The sequence below is a fragment of the Pseudomonas sp. P8_229 genome, assembly GCF_034008635.1.
GTDB lineage: Bacteria > Pseudomonadota > Gammaproteobacteria > Pseudomonadales > Pseudomonadaceae > Aquipseudomonas.
Map to the genome: position 1 here is coordinate 858,922 of NZ_CP125378.1, position 19,180 is coordinate 878,101.

Annotated in this window: 11 protein-coding genes; 6 read left to right on the forward strand and 5 right to left on the reverse strand. The window is 60.2% G+C overall.

The window, feature by feature from the left end; all coding sequences use genetic code 11:
* Window positions 1-6: 6 nt before the first annotated feature.
* On the reverse strand, window positions 7-1,257 hold the full coding sequence (locus tag QMK55_RS03810) for a lipoprotein-releasing ABC transporter permease subunit (RefSeq protein ID WP_102356350.1): 1,251 nt from the start codon (window positions 1,255-1,257) through the stop codon (window positions 7-9).
* A gap of 94 nt (window positions 1,258-1,351) precedes the next feature.
* On the opposite strand from QMK55_RS03810, the gene QMK55_RS03815 reads away from it, so the two are divergent.
* Together QMK55_RS03815 and QMK55_RS03820 are read left to right on the forward strand one after the other, a co-directional pair.
* Window positions 1,352-1,933 carry a PilZ domain-containing protein gene (locus tag QMK55_RS03815; RefSeq protein ID WP_320328693.1) on the forward strand — a complete coding sequence of 194 codons (582 nt, stop codon included), beginning with the start codon at window positions 1,352-1,354 and terminating at the stop codon, window positions 1,931-1,933.
* A 14-nt stretch (window positions 1,934-1,947) separates the two neighbouring features.
* Window positions 1,948-2,670, forward strand: a complete 723-nt coding sequence (locus QMK55_RS03820) for a glycerophosphodiester phosphodiesterase (protein WP_320328694.1) — start codon at window positions 1,948-1,950, stop codon at window positions 2,668-2,670.
* Between the two features lie 42 nt (window positions 2,671-2,712).
* Here QMK55_RS03820 and sthA read toward each other — a convergent pair whose 3' ends face one another.
* Window positions 2,713-4,107 carry a Si-specific NAD(P)(+) transhydrogenase gene (sthA, locus tag QMK55_RS03825; protein ID WP_102356353.1) on the reverse strand — a complete coding sequence of 465 codons (1,395 nt, stop codon included), beginning with the start codon at window positions 4,105-4,107 and terminating at the stop codon, window positions 2,713-2,715.
* Between the two features lie 197 nt (window positions 4,108-4,304).
* Window positions 4,305-5,291, reverse strand: a complete 987-nt coding sequence (locus QMK55_RS03830; RefSeq protein ID WP_102356354.1) for an FAD:protein FMN transferase — start codon at window positions 5,289-5,291, stop codon at window positions 4,305-4,307.
* A 390-nt stretch (window positions 5,292-5,681) separates the two neighbouring features.
* On the opposite strand from QMK55_RS03830, the gene QMK55_RS03835 reads away from it, so the two are divergent.
* The gene (locus tag QMK55_RS03835; RefSeq protein WP_320328695.1) at window positions 5,682-6,983 is read left to right on the forward strand and encodes an MFS transporter; all 1,302 of its coding nucleotides are present in this window, start codon (window positions 5,682-5,684) and stop codon (window positions 6,981-6,983) included.
* A 186-nt stretch (window positions 6,984-7,169) separates the two neighbouring features.
* On the opposite strand, the gene QMK55_RS03840 is transcribed toward QMK55_RS03835, so the two are convergent.
* Window positions 7,170-8,633 carry a glyceraldehyde-3-phosphate dehydrogenase gene (locus tag QMK55_RS03840; RefSeq protein WP_025111064.1) on the reverse strand — a complete coding sequence of 488 codons (1,464 nt, stop codon included), beginning with the start codon at window positions 8,631-8,633 and terminating at the stop codon, window positions 7,170-7,172.
* 354 nt (window positions 8,634-8,987) lie between these two features.
* Here QMK55_RS03840 and mfd point away from each other — a divergent pair, with 354 nt between their 5' ends.
* The 3 genes from mfd to QMK55_RS03855 are packed head-to-tail and all read left to right on the forward strand — an operon-like array spanning window position 8,988 to window position 15,716.
* Entirely contained in the window at window positions 8,988-12,437 is a 3,450-nt protein-coding gene (mfd, locus tag QMK55_RS03845) for a transcription-repair coupling factor (RefSeq protein ID WP_102356356.1), read from the forward strand.
* 10 nt (window positions 12,438-12,447) lie between these two features.
* Window positions 12,448-13,014 (forward strand): CsiV family protein, encoded by a 567-nt coding sequence (locus QMK55_RS03850; RefSeq protein WP_320328696.1) that lies wholly within the window; start codon window positions 12,448-12,450, stop codon window positions 13,012-13,014.
* Window positions 13,015-13,025: 11 nt separating this feature from the next.
* Window positions 13,026-15,716 (forward strand): DEAD/DEAH box helicase, encoded by a 2,691-nt coding sequence (locus tag QMK55_RS03855; protein ID WP_320328697.1) that lies wholly within the window; start codon window positions 13,026-13,028, stop codon window positions 15,714-15,716.
* Window positions 15,717-15,886: 170 nt separating this feature from the next.
* Here the strand turns inward: QMK55_RS03855 and QMK55_RS03860 are convergent, their stop codons facing one another.
* A complete protein-coding gene (locus QMK55_RS03860) occupies window positions 15,887-19,177 on the reverse strand; it encodes a DEAD/DEAH box helicase (RefSeq protein ID WP_320328698.1) in 3,291 nt (1,096 codons plus the stop codon).
* Window positions 19,178-19,180 lie beyond the last annotated feature (3 nt).

Sequence of the window (19,180 nt, forward strand, 5' to 3'; positions counted from 1 at the left end):
CCCGACTCACTCATAACGTAGCGCCTCCGCCGGCTGGGTGCGCGCAGCACGCCAGGCGGGATACAGGGTGGCGAGGAAACTCAGGACCAACGCAGCGGCGCAAACCATGACCACGTCCTGGCTCTGCACCTGCGACGGCAGGTAATCGATGAAGTACACGTCGGCGTTGAGGAATTTGTGGCCGATCAGCCCTTCGAGGGCGGAAATTGCGGCGCTGACATTGAGCGCGGCGAAGATCCCGACCACCGCGCCAATGGCCGTACCGACCACGCCAATCACCGTGCCTTGCACCATGAACGTGCGCATGATCGTCCCCGGCGTGGCGCCAAGGGTACGCAGAATGGCGATGTCGCTCTTCTTGTCGTTCACCACCATCACCAGCGTGGAAATGATATTGAACGCGGCCACCGCGACGATCAGCAGCAACAGCAGGCCGATCATGGCTTTTTCCATGCGAATCGCCTGATACAGATTGCCGTGGGTACGGGTCCAGTCGCGGGCGTAGTAATGGTCTTCGCCCAACTGCTGGGCGATGGTCCAGGCCACGCGCGGCGCCTGGAACAGATCATCGAACTTCAACCGGATGCCCTGCACCTGATCAGGCTTCCAGCGGTGCATCTTCGCCAGATCCTGCAGGTTGGTGACGCCCAGATAGCCATCCAGCTCACCGGCGCCGACATGGAAGATGCCGACCACGGTGAAGCGCTTCATGCGCGGGAACATCCCGGCTGGGGTCACGCTGACTTCCGGCGCGACGAAGGTGACCTTGTCACCGAGGCCCACGCCCAGCTTGGTCGCGGCCTTGTCGCCGATGACGATGCCGAAGCTGCCCGGCGTCAAATCGTCGAGTTTGCCCTGTTTCATGAAGTTGTCGATGATCGACACGTTGCGCTCCAGCGCAGGGTCGATGGCGTTGAGCAACACCTTGGACACCTGACCGTTGTTGGTCAGCAAGCCCTGCATCTGGGTGAACGGCGCAACGGCCGTCACCTCCGGGTTGCGTTTGACCTTGGCGGCCAGGCTTTGCCAATCGTTGATTGGCTCGCCAGATTCAAGGGTCGCGTGGGGCACCATGCCCAGCACGCGGGTGCGCATCTCATGATCGAAGCCGTTCATCACCGATAGCACCACGATCATCACGACCACGCCAAGGGCGAGCCCGATCATCGAAGTCAGGGAAATGAAAGACACAAAATGATTGCGACGCTTTGCACGGGTATAACGCGTGCCGATAAATACGAAGAGAGGTCTGAACATGTCGGGGCTTGTTCGGAGGGAAAAGGAACGTCCTTGTGGCGGGGGTCGATAACCAGCTTTACACTCAGACCACCGCCGCTACCATGGGTTCGCCATGTCGACATTAGATGAAGAAGATCGCCGCGAATACTACCGTATCGAGGACACGATCGCACTGGAAATTCGGCCCCTGTCCGCTCCCGAAGCCGCAGGCCAGGAAGTGTTGCAGGATGCTTCCCCGCTGTTCAACCTGCTCAGCGAACTGCACCTGAGCGAATTCGAGTCGCAGCACCTGTTGCGCCAGATCAGCGAACGCGATCGGGCCATTGCCGCGTTCCTCAAATCCCAGAACAAACGCATCGACCTGCTCAGCCAGGTGGTGGCCCTGACCGTGCTCGGCCACATCGGCGAGCCGCAACCGGTGATCATTTCCGAAGGCGGGATCGACTTTCAGCACCCGACAGCGCTCGCCAGCGGCGCGCACCTGTCGGTCAAACTGGTGCTGATGCCCCAGGCGCTCGGCCTGCTGCTGCGTGCCCGTGTCACCCATTGCGACCGCAAGGGCGACGGCTACGACGTCGGCACCGAGTTCGAACACTTGACCGACGCCCAGCGCCAGTTGCTCGCCCGTTATATCTTGCAGAAGCAGGCCCAGGAACGACGCCTGGCTCGCGAACAGAACGAATCCGGCATTTAAATTAAGGAAGCACCGTGACCCTCATCTACGGCCACCGCGGCGCCAAGGGCGAAGCACCGGAAAATACCCTGAGCAGTTTTCAGGAATGTCTCAAGCACGGCGTACGCCGTTGCGAACTGGATCTGCACCTGTCCAAGGACGGCGAGTTGATGGTCATCCACGACCCGACCCTCAAGCGCACCACTGACCGTCGCGGCAAGGTGGTCGAGCACTCCGCCGCCGAGTTGGTGACCTACGACGCGCGCAAGGGCGGCCCGGGCTGGATCAAGCCGTGCCCGATTCCGACGCTGGAAGAGTTGTTCGAGAAGTGTGATTTCGAGCACTGGCAACTGGAAGTCAAAAGTGCCTCGCGCACCCGCGCCGCAACCACGGTGCTGGCGATTCGCGAAATGGCCCAGCGTCATGGCCTGCTCGACAAGGTGACGATCACCTCGAGTTCGCGGGAAGTATTGAAAGCGGCGCTGGATCTGGTGCCGGACGTGTCACGGGGACTGGTGGCCGAGTACGCCTGGCTCGACCCGTTGAAGGTCGCGGCCAGCTATGGCTGTGAGATTCTGGCGTTGAACTGGACGCTGTGTACGCCGGAACGCTTGCAGAAGGCGCAGCGTCAGGGGCTGCATGTGTCGGTGTGGACCGTCAACGAGCCTGCGCTGATGCGCAGACTCGCCGACTTCGGCGTTGACAGCCTGATTACAGACTTTCCCGGTTTGGCCACTGCCATCCTCGAGAATTGCTGAAATCGGTCTCCCCGGCCGGCTCAGGCCACCGGCCGGAGCCCGTCAAAAAAGCCGGTTGAGGCCGTCATACGCCGCTACCCGATAGGCTTCGGCCATGGTCGGGTAGTTGAACGTGGTGTTGACGAAGTACTTCAACGTGTTCAGTTCGCCCGGCTGGTTCATGATCGCCTGACCGATGTGCACGATCTCCGAAGCCTGATAACCGAAGCAGTGAACGCCCAGCACTTCCAGGGTTTCACGGTGGAACAGGATCTTCAGCATGCCTTGCGGCTCGCCGGCGATCTGTGCACGCGCCATGCTCTTGAAGAACGCCTTGCCGACTTCGTACGGCACTTTGGCCTGGGTCAGTTCCTGCTCGTTCTTGCCGATCGAGCTGATCTCCGGAATGGTGTAGATGCCGGTCGGCACGTCATTCACAAAGCGCCAGCTACCGTTATCGACGATGCTGCCGGCTGCCGAACGGCCCTGGTCGTGCGCGGCACTGGCCAGGCTCGGCCAGCCGATCACGTCACCGGCGCCATAAATGTTCGGCACGCAGGTGCGATAGGCTTCGTCGACTTCGATCTGGCCACGGCTGTTGACCTTCACGCCGATATTTTCCAGACCCAGCGCGTCGGTGTTGCCGGTACGGCCGTTGCACCAGAGCAAGGCGTCTGCCTTGATCTTCTTGCCGGACTTGAGGTGCAGGATCACGCCGTTGTCCACGCCTTCGACACGGTCGTAGTCTTCGTTGTGGCGCACGGTGATGTTGTTGTTGCTGAAGTGGTAGCTCAACGCCTGGGAGATTTCCGAGTCGAGGAAGCTCAGCAACTGACCGCGGTTGTCCACCAGTTCAACCAGTACACCCAGACCGCTGAAGATCGAGGCGTATTCGCAGCCAATCACGCCGGCGCCGTAAACGATGAGTTTGCGCGGGGTGTGGCCGAGGCTGAGGATGGTGTCGCTATCGTAAATACGCGGGTGGTGGAAATCGATGTCCGCCGGGCGATACGGGCGCGAACCGGTGGCGATGATGATGTGCTTGGCCACCAGCTTTTCGACCACGCCGTTGGCGCAGACCACTTCGATGGTCTGCTCGTCGGCGAAGCTGCCGGTGCCGAAGAACACGTCGACGCGGTTACGGGCGTAGTAGCCGGTACGCGAAGCGACTTGTTTGGAAATGACTTTCTCGGCGCTTTTCAACACGTCCGGGAAGGAGAACCAGCGTGGCTCGCCGATCGCCCGGAACATCGGGTTGGTGTTGAACTGCATGATCTGCCGGACCGAGTGACGCAGGGCCTTGGACGGGATGGTACCCAGGTGGGTGCAGTTACCGCCGACCTGGCGACGGCTGTCGACCATCGCCACCTTGCGCCCTGCTTTGGCGGCGTTCATTGCCGCGCCTTCTCCCGCCGGGCCGGAACCCAACACCACCACGTCGTAGTTGTAGACAGCCATGCGTACTCCTCAGAACAGGCCGCGGTGCCAGCAGCACCGGCGGCTAAATCACGCCGAATCGCGGCGCGAAGGAACAATTGGGGGCCAGTAAAGAACCCGGACACAGTCTATAGAAGCGTCAACGCCGCGCACATTAACCCTTGGTCGCGTCGTAGGCTACTTTTGCCTGCACTACAACGCCAGCTTTCGTACTGTTCTCAGTCAACTTTTGCGCCACTGAGGCGCTCGAAAGCCGCACTGGTGCGGATGACGAAACCTGTATCGGCACGAATCACGAAGAATGCACCAATGTCATGTTTTTCGGCATAGTCCCAGGCCCGTTCAGGCCCGAGAATCAGCAACAGCGTCGATAGTCCATCGGCCATCAACGCTGAAGGATGAATTACCGTGACCGACGCCAGGTTGTGTAGGACCGGCGCCCCGCTATGCGCATCGAAGGTGTGGGAATAGCGCCGACCGTCCTGCAGGAAATAATTGCGGTAATCACCGGAAGTGGAAACGCCGTAACCATCGACATTGATGACGCGCTCAGCCACCTGCTGATCATCTCGCGGCTCCTCCAGCGCGATACGCCATGCCGAGCCATCGAGCTTTTTGCCCTTGGCCTTCAGTTCGCCCGTGGCTTCGGCGAGATAGTCGCGGATGCCCATGGCTTCGAGCCTGGCGGCAATGGTGTCGACGGCATAACCGGCGGCGATGCTGTTGAAGTCGACTTCGACCGGCGCATCCTTGCACAAACGGTCAGCGTCGATATGCAAATGCCGGTAGCCGACCCGTTGCAGGGTTTCGGCCACTGCGGCTGCGCTGGGGACTTTTTCTTCACGACCTTGCGGGCCGAACCCCCACAGGTTCATCAGCGGCTCGACGGTCAGGTCGTAGGAGCCTTCGCTTTGGGCTGACAGTTGTTCGCCAACCCGGACCAATTCGAGCACGGAGGCCGGCATCGTCTGACAGCTGTTCGCCGGCAAGGCATTGAAGCGCTCGATGTCGGAGTCATTGCGATAGGTCGACATCTGGCTGTCGACCTCGGCGAGGATTTTTTCCACTTCAAGCTGAACCCGCGCGGGCTCGGGAAGACCGGCATGGCGCACGTACTTGATCGAATAGGTGCTGCCCATGGTCGGGCCACCGAAGCTTTCCATCGAATCGCCGCTGCCGCAGCCAGACAAGGTGCCCACCAGCATCAAAAGGCCAATCAGCCAACCTTTAGACAAATCCCCTGCTCCCCACAACGAATCCTCTGACACAGTATAAAACTGAAGATTATGCGCCAGAACCTGCAGGAGTGAGCCTGTTCGCGATAGCGGTGGCCCAGCAAAAGATCTATTGGCTGATACGACGCCATCGCGAGCAGGCTCACTCCTACAGGTTTTTCATTCGCTTGATAGCGTCATGCTGGCCTTCGTAATGGCTATATCGTTTAAGCAGTGCCCTAACCAGTTGTTGCCTAACGATCTTTATACACATATGGTTACAAAACTGTTCACGGGTACTGCCTGAGTTTGCCGCGTGACGGCGAGGACGTGTCTAGATCAGGGATTTCCAATAAGACAGCCAACAGAGAGTACGAACCAATGTCCTCCACCACGGGCAAAGGCAAAGCGATTTTTCGCGTTGTCAGCGGCAATTTTCTCGAGATGTTCGACTTCATGGTCTACGGCTTCTACGCCACGGCCATCGCCAAAACCTTCTTCCCGGCCGACAGCGCCTTCGCTTCCCTGATGCTCTCCCTGGCGACGTTCGGTGCCGGCTTCCTGATGCGTCCGCTGGGGGCGATCTTCCTCGGCGCCTACATTGACCGCCATGGTCGTCGCAAGGGCCTGATCATTACCCTCGCGCTGATGGCCGCCGGTACGATCCTGATCGCCTGCGTGCCGGGCTATGCCACCCTCGGCGTCGCCGCCCCACTGATCGTGCTGTTCGGCCGCTTGCTGCAAGGCTTCTCGGCCGGCGTCGAACTGGGCGGTGTCTCGGTGTATCTGGCGGAAATCGCCACGCCGGGCCGCAAGGGCTTTTTCGTCAGTTGGCAGTCTGCCAGCCAGCAAGCGGCGGTGGTGTTTGCCGGCCTGCTCGGAGTCGGCCTCAACCACTGGCTGAGTCCGGAGCAAATGGGTGAATGGGGCTGGCGCGTGCCGTTCCTGATTGGCTGCATGATCGTTCCGGCGATCTTCATCATTCGTCGCTCGCTGGAGGAAACCCCGGAATTCCAGGCGCGCAAACACCGCCCTACCCTGCGGGAAATCGTCCGTTCGATCGGCCAGAACTTCGGCATCGTCATCGCCGGCATGGCGCTGGTGGTGATGACCACGGTGTCGTTCTACCTGATCACCGCCTACACCCCGACTTTCGGCAAGGCTGAACTGCATCTGTCGGATTTCGACGCGCTGCTGGTGACGGTGTGCATCGGTCTGTCGAACTTCTTCTGGCTTCCAGTGATGGGATCGCTGTCCGACAAGATCGGTCGCAAACCCTTGCTGCTGGCGGCGACCATTCTGGCGATCCTGACCGCTTACCCTGCGCTGTCGTGGCTGGTGGCGAATCCGAGCTTCAGTCATCTGCTGATCGTCGAACTCTGGTTGTCGTTCCTGTACGGCTCGTACAACGGTGCGATGGTGGTGGCGCTGACCGAAATCATGCCGGTGGAAGTGCGGACCACCGGGTTCTCGCTGGCCTATAGCCTGGCGACCGCAACCTTCGGCGGCTTCACGCCGGCAGCCTGCACTTACCTGATTCACGTGCTGGACAACAAGGCTGCGCCGGGGATCTGGCTCAGCGGTGCGGCGGTGCTGGGGTTGATTGCGACACTGGTACTGTTCCGGGGTAATAAACATGAATTGCGCACTGCGCAAGCCTCGATAGTCGGCGGCGCCCGTTAGGACGCCTTCGGGAACAAGCCCCCCTCCCACAGGGTTTTGTGTCGTACAAGAAACCTGTGAACATCATGGGAACCTGTGGGAGGGGGCCTGCTCCCGAAGAGGCCAGCACAGGCAATAGAGATTCACCGGACACACAAACAAAAACGCCCCGACCTAAGTCGGGGCGTTTTCATTTGCAGCGAGTGCTTAGCGCGGGAACGCTGGCGGGTTTACACCGGCCATGTCTTCCATCACACGAACGACCTGGCAGCTGTAGCCAAACTCGTTGTCGTACCAGACGTACAGAACAACGCGGTTGTCCTGCACGATGGTCGCTTCAGCGTCGACCACACCGGCGTGACGCGAACCCACGAAGTCGGTGGACACCACTTCCTGCGAGTTGACGAAGTCGATTTGCTTGTGCAGATCGGAGTGCAGCGCCATGTAGCGCAGGTACTCGTTCATCTCTTCACGGGTGGCGGCTTTCTCAAGGTTCAGGTTGAGAATGGCCATCGACACGTTTGGCGTCGGAACACGGATTGCGTTACCGGTCAGCTTGCCGGCCAGCTCAGGCAGGGCCTTGGCAGCAGCGGTGGCAGCACCGGTCTCGGTGATTACCATGTTCAGCGCGGCGCTACGGCCACGACGATCACCCTTGTGGAAGTTGTCGATCAGGTTCTGGTCGTTGGTGTACGAGTGAACGGTTTCGACGTGACCGTTAATGATGCCGAACTTGTCATTCACAGCCTTCAGCACCGGCACAATGGCGTTGGTGGTGCAGGAAGCGGCGGACACGATCTTGTCGTCAGCGGTGATTTCGTTGTGGTTGATACCGTGAACGATGTTCTTCAGCTTGCCTTTGCCAGGCGCGGTCAGAACAACGCGGGATACACCCGGGCATTGCAGGTGCTGACCCAGACCATCGGCGTCACGCCATACACCGGTGTTGTCCACCAGCAGCGCGTCTTTGATCCCGTACTGGGTGTAATCCACCTCGGTCGGGTTCTTCGCGTAGATCACCTGGATCAGGTTACCGTTGGCGGTGATGGTGTTGTTTTCTTCGTCGATGACGATGGTGCCGTTGAACGGACCGTGTACCGAATCGCGACGCAGCAGGCTGGCGCGCTTGGTCAGGTCGTTGTCGGCGCCTTTGCGCACGACGATGGCACGCAGACGCAGACCGTCGCCACCACCGGTTTTCTCGATCAGGATGCGCGCCAGCAGACGGCCGATACGACCGAAGCCGTACAGAACCACGTCAGTGCCTTTGCGGGCCGAAGCGTTTTGCTGGCCAACCACGTCAGCCAGTTCTTCGCGAACGAACTGCTCGGCACTGCGGCCATTGCCTTCGCTGCGGAATTTGAACGCCAACTTGCCCAGGTCTACCGAAGCCGCGCCGAGCTTGAGCTCGCTCATCGCCTTGAGCAGTGGGAATGTTTCGTGGACGGAGAGTTCGCTGTCGTCGGAAGAACGGTGGCGAGCAAAGCGGTGAGCTTTGAGAATCGCGATGACAGACTGGTTGATCAGGCTGCGGCCATAGATCGAGCTCACCACGTTGTTATTGCGGTAGAGCTGACCGATAAGCGGGATCATCGCTTCTGCGAGTGCTTCACGGTCGATCCATTCACCAAGACACTGGTCGGGCTTCTGAGTCACGGTAACCTTCCACATGTAGGGGCAGAAAAAAGGGGCTACATTATGCCGCCCAGAACCTCGCGTAGCAATGCGCGCTTGTCGCGCAATCGGTAACAAAATCCCGTTCAAAAAAATTACGCCCCGCGCAAGCCCAGTAAAACCGGGGCTTTCAGCGAAGTCAATTTTTCGACGACTGTTAGACGATGTCTGTAACCCTCCGTAACACCAGCCGATTTCGGCACTACATAACCGCAAAAAAAGTGCTCGTTTTTATGGTTACCACTACATTTCGTACAAACAGCGAAGATAGACGCAGTCTGCAACTGACAGGCGGCACCGGACGCCGCTACAATTACCGACTTTGTCGCAAAGCCTGGAGCTCAACCTTCCGTGCCCGTTCTGCGTCTACCGCTTCTCCCTGCTGCGGCAGGTAAACAGCATTGGGGCAATCTGCCCGGTGCTGCCCTCAGCCTCGCGATTGCCGAGGCTGCCAGCGCTGCCAAGCGCTTCACCCTGCTACTGACCGCCGACAGCCAGAGTGCCGAACGGCTGGAACAGGAGCTGAGTTTCTTCGCCCCGGAATTGCCCGTCCTGCATTTTCCCGACTGGGAAACCCTGCCCTACGACCTGTTCTCGCCGCACCAGGACATCATTTCCCAGCGCATCGCCAGCCTATATAGGTTGCCGGAGCTGGCCCACGGTGTGCTGGTGGTGCCGATCACCACCGCCCTGCACCGCCTGGCGCCGACCAAGTTCCTGCTCGGCAGCAGCCTGGTGCTGGATGTCGGGCAGAAGCTCGACGTCGAACAGATGCGCTCGCGGCTTGAAGCCAGTGGCTATCGCTACGTCGACACGGTCTACGAGCACGGCGAGTTCACCGTTCGCGGTGCACTGATCGACCTGTTCCCGATGGGCAGCAAGCTGCCGTACCGCATCGACCTGTTCGACGACGAAATCGAAACCCTGCGCACCTTCGATCCGGAAAACCAGCGCTCCATCGACAAGGTCGATTCGGTCAAGCTGCTGCCGGCCCGCGAGTTTCCGCTGCAGAAAGATGCGGTGACCCGCTTCAAGGCGCGCTTTCGCGAGCGTTTCGACGTCGATTTCCGTCGCTGCCCGATCTTCCAGGACCTGAGCAGCGGGATCACTCCGGCCGGTATCGAGTACTACCTGCCGCTGTTCTTCGACGAAACCTCGACCCTGTTCGACTACCTGCCGCAGGACACCCAGGTGTTCTCGCTGCCGGGCATCGAGCAAGCAGCGGAAAACTTCTGGAACGACGTGCGCAATCGCTACGAAGAGCGCCGCGTCGACCCTTCGCGTCCTTTATTGCCGCCCGCCGAATTGTTCCTGCCGGTGGAAGACTGCTTTGCCCGCCTGAAGAGCTGGCCACGCGTGGTCGCCAGTCAGCAGGACGTGGAAACCGGTGCCGGCCGCGAACGCTTTCCGGCACAGGCGCTGCCGAATCTGGCGATCGAAGCCAAGGCCACGCAACCGCTGGCGGCGCTTTCGGCATTCCTCGACGAATTCCCCGGGCGCGTGCTGTTCACCGCCGAATCTGCGGGCCGTCGTGAAGTCCTGCTGGAGTTGCTCGAACGCCTCAAGCTGCGACCAAAAACCGTCGACAGCTGGCCGGATTTCGTTGCGAGCAAGGATCGTCTGGCGATCACCATCGCGCCGCTCGACGAAGGCTTGATGCTGGATGATCCAGCGCTGGCACTGGTCGCGGAAAGTCCGTTGTTCGGGCAACGCGTGATGCAGCGTCGTCGTCGCGAGAAGCGTGCAGACGGCAACAACGACGCAGTGATCAAGAACCTCACCGAGCTGCGCGAAGGCGCACCGGTGGTGCACATCGATCACGGTGTCGGGCGTTATCTGGGACTGACGATTCTGGAAATCGACAATCAGGCTGCCGAATTCCTCACCCTGGAATACGCCGAGAACGCCAAGCTTTACGTACCAGTGGCCAACCTGCACCTGATCGCCCGCTACACCGGCAGCGATGACGCACTGGCGCCACTGCACCGCCTCGGCTCCGAGACCTGGCAGAAAGCCAAGCGCAAAGCGGCCGAACAGGTGCGCGACGTCGCCGCCGAACTGCTCGACATCTACGCCCGTCGCGCCGCCCGCGAAGGCTACGCGTTTGCCGACCCGAAAGCCGATTACGCCACGTTCAGCGCCGGCTTCCCGTTTGAAGAAACCCCAGACCAGCAGTCGACCATCGAAGCGGTGCGTGAAGACATGCTCGCGCCAAAACCGATGGACCGCCTGGTCTGCGGCGACGTCGGTTTCGGCAAGACCGAAGTGGCGATGCGCGCCGCCTTCATCGCCGTGCACGGCGGTCGTCAGGTGGCAATTCTGGTGCCGACCACCCTGCTCGCCCAGCAACACTACAACAGCTTCCGCGACCGCTTCGCCGACTGGCCGGTGACCGTGGAAGTGATGAGCCGCTTCAAATCGACCAAGGAAGTGAATGCGGCGATTGCCGATCTGGCCGAGGGCAAGATCGACATCGTCATAGGTACGCACAAGCTGCTGTCCGACGATGTGAAGATCAAAAACCTTGGCCTTGTGATCATCGACGAAGAACACCGCTTCGGTGTCCGTCAGAAGGAACAGCTCAAGGCCCTGCGCAGCGAAGTCGACATTCTTACGCTGACCGCCACGCCGATTCCGCGCACGCTGAACATGGCGGTGTCGGGCATGCGTGACCTGTCGATCATCGCCACACCGCCGGCGCGACGCTTGTCGGTGCGCACTTTCGTCATGGAGCAGAACAAGAGCACGGTCAAAGAGGCCCTGCTGCGTGAGCTGCTGCGCGGTGGCCAGGTCTACTACCTGCACAACGACGTGAAGACCATCGAGAAGTGCGCGGCGGATCTCGCCGAACTGGTGCCGGAAGCACGGATCGGCATCGGCCACGGGCAGATGCGCGAACGCGAACTCGAACAGGTGATGAGCGACTTCTATCACAAGCGCTTCAACGTGCTGATTGCCTCGACCATCATCGAGACCGGCATCGACGTGCCGAGCGCCAACACCATCATCATCGAGCGCGCCGACAAGTTCGGGCTGGCACAACTGCACCAGTTGCGTGGTCGCGTCGGCCGCAGCCACCACCAGGCTTACGCCTACCTGCTGACCCCGCCGCGCCAGCAAATCACCTCGGACGCCGAAAAACGTCTGGAAGCGATTGCCAATACTCAGGACCTCGGTGCCGGCTTCGTGTTGGCGACCAACGACCTGGAAATCCGTGGCGCGGGCGAACTGCTCGGCGACGGTCAGAGCGGGCAGATTCAGGCCGTGGGTTTCACGCTGTACATGGAAATGCTCGAGCGCGCAGTGAAATCGATCCGCAAGGGCGAGCAACCGAACCTCGACCAACCGCTCGGCGGTGGCCCGGAGGTCAACCTGCGCGTGCCGGCGCTGATTCCGGAAGACTATCTGCCGGATGTGCATGCACGCCTGATTCTTTACAAGCGCATCGCGTCGGCCACCGACGAGGAAGGCCTGAAGGATCTGCAAGTCGAGATGATCGACCGTTTCGGCCTGTTGCCGGAGCCGACCAAGAACCTGGTGCGCATCACCGCGCTGAAGTTGCAGGCTGAACAGCTGGGCATCAAGAAGGTCGATGGCGGCCCGCAAGGTGGACGCATCGAGTTCGCCACGCAGACGCCAGTCGACCCGATGACCTTGATCAAACTGATCCAGACTCAGCCAAAACGCTACAAATTCGAAGGCGCCACGATGTTCAAGTTCCAGGTGCCGATGGAGCGCCCGGAAGAGCGCTTTAATACTGTAGAGGCGCTGTTCGAGCGCCTCCTCCCGAAAACTGTTTGAAGGACGCCGCATGCGCCTGTTTCGCTCACTGACTTTGCTACTGACCTTCGTAGCACCGATGGCGTTTGCCGATGACCTGTATCAGGTCGAAATGATCCTGGTGCGGCAAAACGCCGTGCCGGCGATCATCAGCCGTGCCGCCCCGGAAGACTGGGCCGCCGGCGCCCAGCGACTGGACGCTGCCAGCCAGCGCACACCTGCACTGGGTGAGGTTGCCAGCAAACTCACCGCCAGCGGCGATTACAGCGTGCTGCTGCACAAGGCCTGGCAGCAGACCCTCGGCGAAGCGCCGACCAAGGTGGCCGTCAGCGACGGCAAGGAACAGTTCGGTCAGTTCCCGATCGAGGGTACCCTGGAGCTGAAACTGGGACGTTTCACCGACGTGAACGCCGACTTCTGGGTCAATCAGATCGACGCCAACGGCATGGTCACCGCCAGCGAACGCCTGAAACAGGACAGCCACACCAAGTACGGCCAACTCAATTATCTCGACAACGGCCACCTGGCCCTGCTGATCAAGATTACCTCCCTGACGGCGCCCGCCCCACGGCAAGCCCCTGAAGCGATTCCGGACTGATCGAAGTCCTTATGTCCCCGCCTCTGAGTAAACCGTTGGCACCCTCCTGGGTCAGCCGATTCAAGGAACAGAGCCTGGAGCGTGGCCGCCGCTACGCCCTGGAGAATCGAGTACGCATCGCCCAGGTCGGCGACGCCACCATCACCGCCAGTTGCGAAGGCTCTGGCGGTAACGTCTACCGACAGACCATTCACCTGCGCGAGTCAGCCAAAGGCACCCTGCTGCTGGTTGACGCCGCTTGTACCTGCCCGGTACGAACCAACTGCAAACACTGCGCAGCGGTGCTACTGCAAGTGCAGGAAACCCTCGAATACCCTGCCGCCGCAAAAGACGCCGAACTGCTGGAAAAGCTCCAGGCCGTCCTCGAAAACCGCAGCCCCAAGGCACCGCCGCAAGTGCTGGTGGACAACGTGCAACCGGTGCCGCGCCTGTGGCTGGCCAGCGTCGAGTTCAGTGCGTTCGAACCGCGCAACGGCAAGATGCAGCGCTACATCCAGCATCGGGCGGCGCTGTCGTTCAGCTATCTGGATGAATACGTCAGCGGACAGAAAAACAGCGACATCCTGATCCGCCAGGAAGCACAGACCCTGCGGATAAAACGCCACCCCGAAGTGGAACAGTCCTACCGCGAACAGTTACGCATCCTCGGCTTTCGTATCGCCACCCGCCAGAGCAAAGCCCTGCCGGAAAGCGCCGGCGAGCTGTACGAGATGGTCAACGACAGCGCCTGGCTGACGTTCACCCTCAACGAACTGCCGAAGTTGCGCACCCAAGGCTGGGAATTGCAGATCGACGAGGAATTCGGCTTCGATCTGACCGCCGTCGACGACTGGTACGCCACCGTCGAGCAGGCCCCGGAGCGCGACTGGTTCGATCTGGAACTGGGGATCATCGTCAATGGCGAACGCCTGAGCCTGTTGCCGATCCTGCTCAACCTGATGCGTTCGCACACGGAAATCCTCAACCCGGAACGCCTGGCGCGCCGGCGCGATGACGAGCTGATTCTGGTCAATATTCCGCAACGCAACAGTGAGCACGGGCCGCTGCAGGTGGCCCTGCCCCTTGGCCGATTGAAACCGGTATTGGCGACGCTGGGCGAGTTTTACTTGCAGGAGCCGGGCGAAACCACCCTGCGTCTGAGCAAGGCCGACGCCACGCGGCTCAACTCGCTGGAAGGCATTCCACTGCTGTGGGAAGGTGGCGAACAGATCCGCAGCTTCGCCCAACGTCTGCGCGACATTCGTGATTACACCGCCGAGACACCGAAAGGTTTGAACGCGACGCTGCGCCCTTATCAGCTCGAAGGGTTGAGCTGGATGCAGTCACTGCGTCAACTTGAGGTCGGCGGGATTCTCGCGGACGACATGGGCCTGGGTAAAACCCTACAGACCCTGGCGCATATTCTCAGCGAGAAAAACGCCGGACGCCTGGATCGACCGTGCATGGTGGTCATGCCCACCAGCCTGATTCCGAACTGGCTCGACGAAGCCGCGCACTTCACGCCGCAACTGAAAGTGGTCGCGCTGTACGGTGCCAGCCGTAAAAAACATTTCGACCATCTGGCCGACTTCGACCTGATCCTGACCACCTACGCGCTGCTGCCCAAGGACGTCGAGCGCCTGGCGCAACAGCCGCTGCACGTGCTGGTGCTGGACGAAGCGCAGTACATCAAGAACCCCAACAGCAAAGCGGCGCAGGCTGCCCGCGAACTCAACGCGCGTCAACGCCTGTGCCTGAGCGGTACGCCGCTGGAAAACCACCTCGGTGAGTTGTGGTCGCTGTTCCACTTTCTGCTGCCCGGCTGGCTCGGCGACGTCAAAAGCTTCAACGCCGATTACCGCGTACCCATCGAAAAGCGTGCCAGTGAAGTCAGACTTCAGCACCTCAATGGTCGGATAAAACCGTTTCTGTTGCGCCGCACAAAGGAACAGGTGGCCACCGAGCTGCCGCCCAAGACCGAGATCATCCACTGGGTCGAACTCAACGAAGCCCAGCGAGATGTCTATGAGACCATGCGCCTGGCGATGGACAAGAAAGTCCGCGACGAGATCACCCGCAAGGGCGTGGCGCGCAGTCAGATCATCATTCTGGAAGCCTTGCTCAAACTGCGTCAGGTCTGCTGCGATCTGCGCCTGGTCAACGACGCCACCCTGCCCGCTCGCGGCAGCAGTTCCGGCAAGCTCGACAGCCTGATGGAAATGCTTGAGGAGTTGTTCGAGGAAGGTCGGCGGATTCTGTTGTTCTCGCAGTTCACCTCGATGCTGTCGCTGATTGAGGACGAACTGAAAAAACGCAATGTCGCCTACGCCCTGCTGACCGGACAGACTCGCGATCGGCGCACGCCGGTGAAGGAATTTCAGAGCGGCAAGCGTCAGATCTTTCTGATCAGCCTGAAGGCCGGCGGCGTTGGCTTGAACCTGACCGAAGCGGACACGGTGATTCATTACGACCCGTGGTGGAACCCGGCGACCGAGAATCAGGCAACCGACCGGGCTTATCGGATCGGCCAGGAGAAACCGGTGTTCGTCTACAAGATGATTGCCCGGGGCACGGTGGAAGAGAAGATTCAGCACCTGCAGAAGGAAAAATCCGACTTGGCGGCGGGCGTGCTGGATGGGCGCAAGGCTGGGGACTGGAAGTTGCAGAGTGATGATATTGAAGCGCTGTTTGCGCCGTTGCCGGATAAGCTCGATAAGCGTTGAGATCCTCGTCGCCTATTAGATGGCTTTCGCGAGCAAGCCCGCTCCCACATTAGAATTTTGGCATTCACAAGATCCCTGTAAAAACTGGATTGGTGAACGCCACAGATCCAATGTGGGAGCGGGCTTGCTCGCGAATAGGGGCACCTCGGTCTAACGGTTAAAACCCAGGCTCAACCCTTGGAAACAGGCAACGGCGCGAACAATGCCTCGATGTCACTCTGCTCCAGCTTCCAGCCACCCGTCGACCCGCCTTCAAGTACCGCCCCGGCCAACGCAGCCTTCTCCTGCTGCAACGCCTGTATCTTCTCCTCCACCGTGCCACGGGCAATCAGCTTGTAAACAAACACCGGGTTGTTTTGCCCGATTCGATACGCACGATCGGTTGCCTGATTCTCCACAGCCGGGTTCCACCAAGGGTCGAAGTGGATCACCGTGTCCGCAGCGGTCAGGTTCAAACCGGTACCGCCCGCCTTCAGACTGATCAGAAACAACGGCACCTTGCCACCCTGAAAATCCTTGACCGGTGTGCGCCGATCCGTGGTGTCACCGGTCAGCAGCGAATAGGCAATGTCCCGTTGCTGCAATTCTTCCTCGATCAAAGCGAGCATCGAAGTGAACTGGGAGAACAGCAGGACTCTGCGACCTTCGCCGAGCAGCTCTTCAAGCATCTCCATCAAACTGACCAGCTTGCCGCTGCCGGAACGCAGCGCTTTGGCCGTCATTGGCATCTTGATCAGGCGCAAGTCGCAACAGACCTGCCGCAGCTTGAGCAAGGCATCGAGAATGATGATCTGACTGCGCGCCACACCACTGCGGGCGATTTCGTCGCGCACTTTTTTGTCCATCGCCACGCGAACCGTTTCATAGACATCGCGCTGGCCGTCGCTGAGATCGACCCAATGGACAATTTCGGTTTTCGGCGGCAACTCGGTGGCCACCTGATCCTTTTTACGGCGCAACAGAAACGGCTTGATCCGCGCTGTCAGGTGCTGCATGCGTTGAACATTGCCGTGCTTCTCGATTGGCGTACGGTAATCGCGGTTGAAGGACTTGCTGTCGCCAAGCCAACCGGGCATCAAAAAGTGGAACTGCGACCACAGCTCGCCCAAGTGGTTTTCCAGTGGCGTGCCGCTCAGGCACAAGCGCTGGCGGGCCTGCAGATCACGGGCCGCTTGCGCCGCTTTGCTGATCGGGTTTTTGATGTTCTGCGCTTCGTCGAGAATCAGCACGCTCCACAACTGCGGCTGTAGAACCTCGAGATCCCTCGGCAGCAAAGCGTAAGTGGTCAGCACCAGATCGTATTCAGCCAGATTAGCGAAATCCTTTTGCCGCCCCGTGCCGTGCAGCGCCAAAACTTCCAACTGCGGAGTGAAACGCTCTGCCTCGTCGAGCCAGTTGGGAATCAGGCTGGTCGGCATCACCGCAAGAGCCGGGCAATCGAGGCGACCGGCGTGTTTTTCCGTGAGCAGATGCGCCAAGGTTTGCAGCGTTTTACCCAGCCCCATGTCATCGCCCAGAATGCCGCCGACCTCAAGCTCACGCAGGGTCTGCATCCAGTTCAGGCCTTCGAGCTGATACGGGCGCAGTTGCGCGTTAAGACCGGCCGGCGCAGCGACGTGGGTGCGACTGGAATTCTGCAATCGCTTGGCGAAGGTGCGCAGCCGCTCGCCACCCTGCCAATCCAGCGGCACACCATCAAGCATGCTCAAGCGCGCGGCATCCGGGACACTCAAGCGCAGTGCATCGCCCTGATGACCGCCCAGGTACAACTCGCCCAGCGTGGCCATCAGCGGTTTGACCCGACTCAGCGGTAGCGCGACCTTGGCGCCCGAAGGGTCGCCAAAACCGCTGGGCTTCAGTTCGATCAGGAGTTTTTCGTCATCGCTGCGTTGTGCCAGATTGACCGGGTCAAGCAAGCGCGGCTGGGTGCGCAACAAGTGCAGAAGGATCGGTAGCAAACTGTAGCGCTGGCCATTGACGACGATACCCAACTGCAAATCAAACCACTGATGCCCAGCCTCTTCTTCGACCTCGGCGTACCAATGCTCGACCGGTTGCACATTGAAATGAAAGCCGGGACTCATCTCCACTTCCCAGTTCGAGGCGCGCAACGTGGCAAGCCCTTCGTGCATAAACCCGAGCCAGGCGGAATCATCCGGCAAGGTGAACGTCTCACCGGGACGATCCAGCGAGCTCTTGCGCGTGGCTTTCTTGAAGCCGAGCTTTTGCAGGATCTGGCGCAGTTTCTTTTCCACCGCTGGCTGGCGTTGAATGCGCTGGGTTTCGGTGCCGTTGAGGATCATCACTTCCGGGTTGCGATCCACCGTCGGCTGGCCGTTGTAGGTAAACACCAGGGCGGCGCGGTGCTCCAGAACGTATTCCCAGCGAGACCGCTCACGACCGCTGACGAGGGTCAGTTGCGGCTGCGGAAGTACGTCGTCGATGACTCGTTCGGTCAATCGGTGTGGCGCCGGGATTCTCGTTGCCGCACTCATGCGATGGCTGAACTGCATGGCCTGACGCGCCGGAATGTCCGGCGCCAGCGTCAAATGACTGGCCAGTTTTTCTTCCAGTTCATTGAACAGAGGGCCAATCTGCCGCTGTTCACGATCCAGGTAAAAAAGCGGCTCCAGCGCCAGCACAGTTTCTTGCGCAGCCTCGGCACTGCTCCACTGCGCGCGGAAGCCGCCGTCGGCCTGCTCGGCCCAGGCGAACTGGCCGATGCGTTTCGCGCCCGACACCAACGGTCGCAAATCTTCGAAATCGAGGAACAGCCGCGAGGTGCGCAGGAGCATTTCCAGCAGTTCGGCGCCGCTGCTGCCTTCCAGCGGATAGCCGCTGTAATAGGCGTGATGGGAGTGCATGGCAACCAGCAGCCTGGCGACGCGCAGATCCAGCTCGGACAGGTAGCCGGGCTGACGCATGAGCATTTCCGCCAGCGAATACATTGGTTTGACTTCGCGTAACTCGCCGCTCTTGAGCTGGGAGACCTTGAAAATATCGAGCAGCCACTTGCCGCTCACTGACGTTGGCTTGAGCTTGTAAAACAGGCGCGTGCCTGCGGTTTGTGCGCCTTCTACGGCGGGCTTGGCCGGTACCGGAATTGTCGAAAGCCAATGTTCCAGCGCCCGACCCAGCGGGATCTGTGCGTCACGTTCAGACGCACTATGATCACTGCCCTGCAGGTGATAAAGCACCGCAGCGCAATGCTTGCAGTCGATAGCGACAGGACAGGTGCACAGGCAACGCAAGTTGACGCCCAGCCGATCTTCGGACAGGCAAATGGTTTGTTCATACGCCTGATCTTGCGAACCGACGCAGAACGCCTCGATCTTTCTGTCATCGATCTCGATGATCTCTACCCGATCCTCGGCTGCATAAGCCCGAGCCTTGGCCAGCGCGGTGCTAGTGAATTCCTGAGTCCAGGCCAACGACTTGAGCTGTTCGATGAAAATGCTCATGGG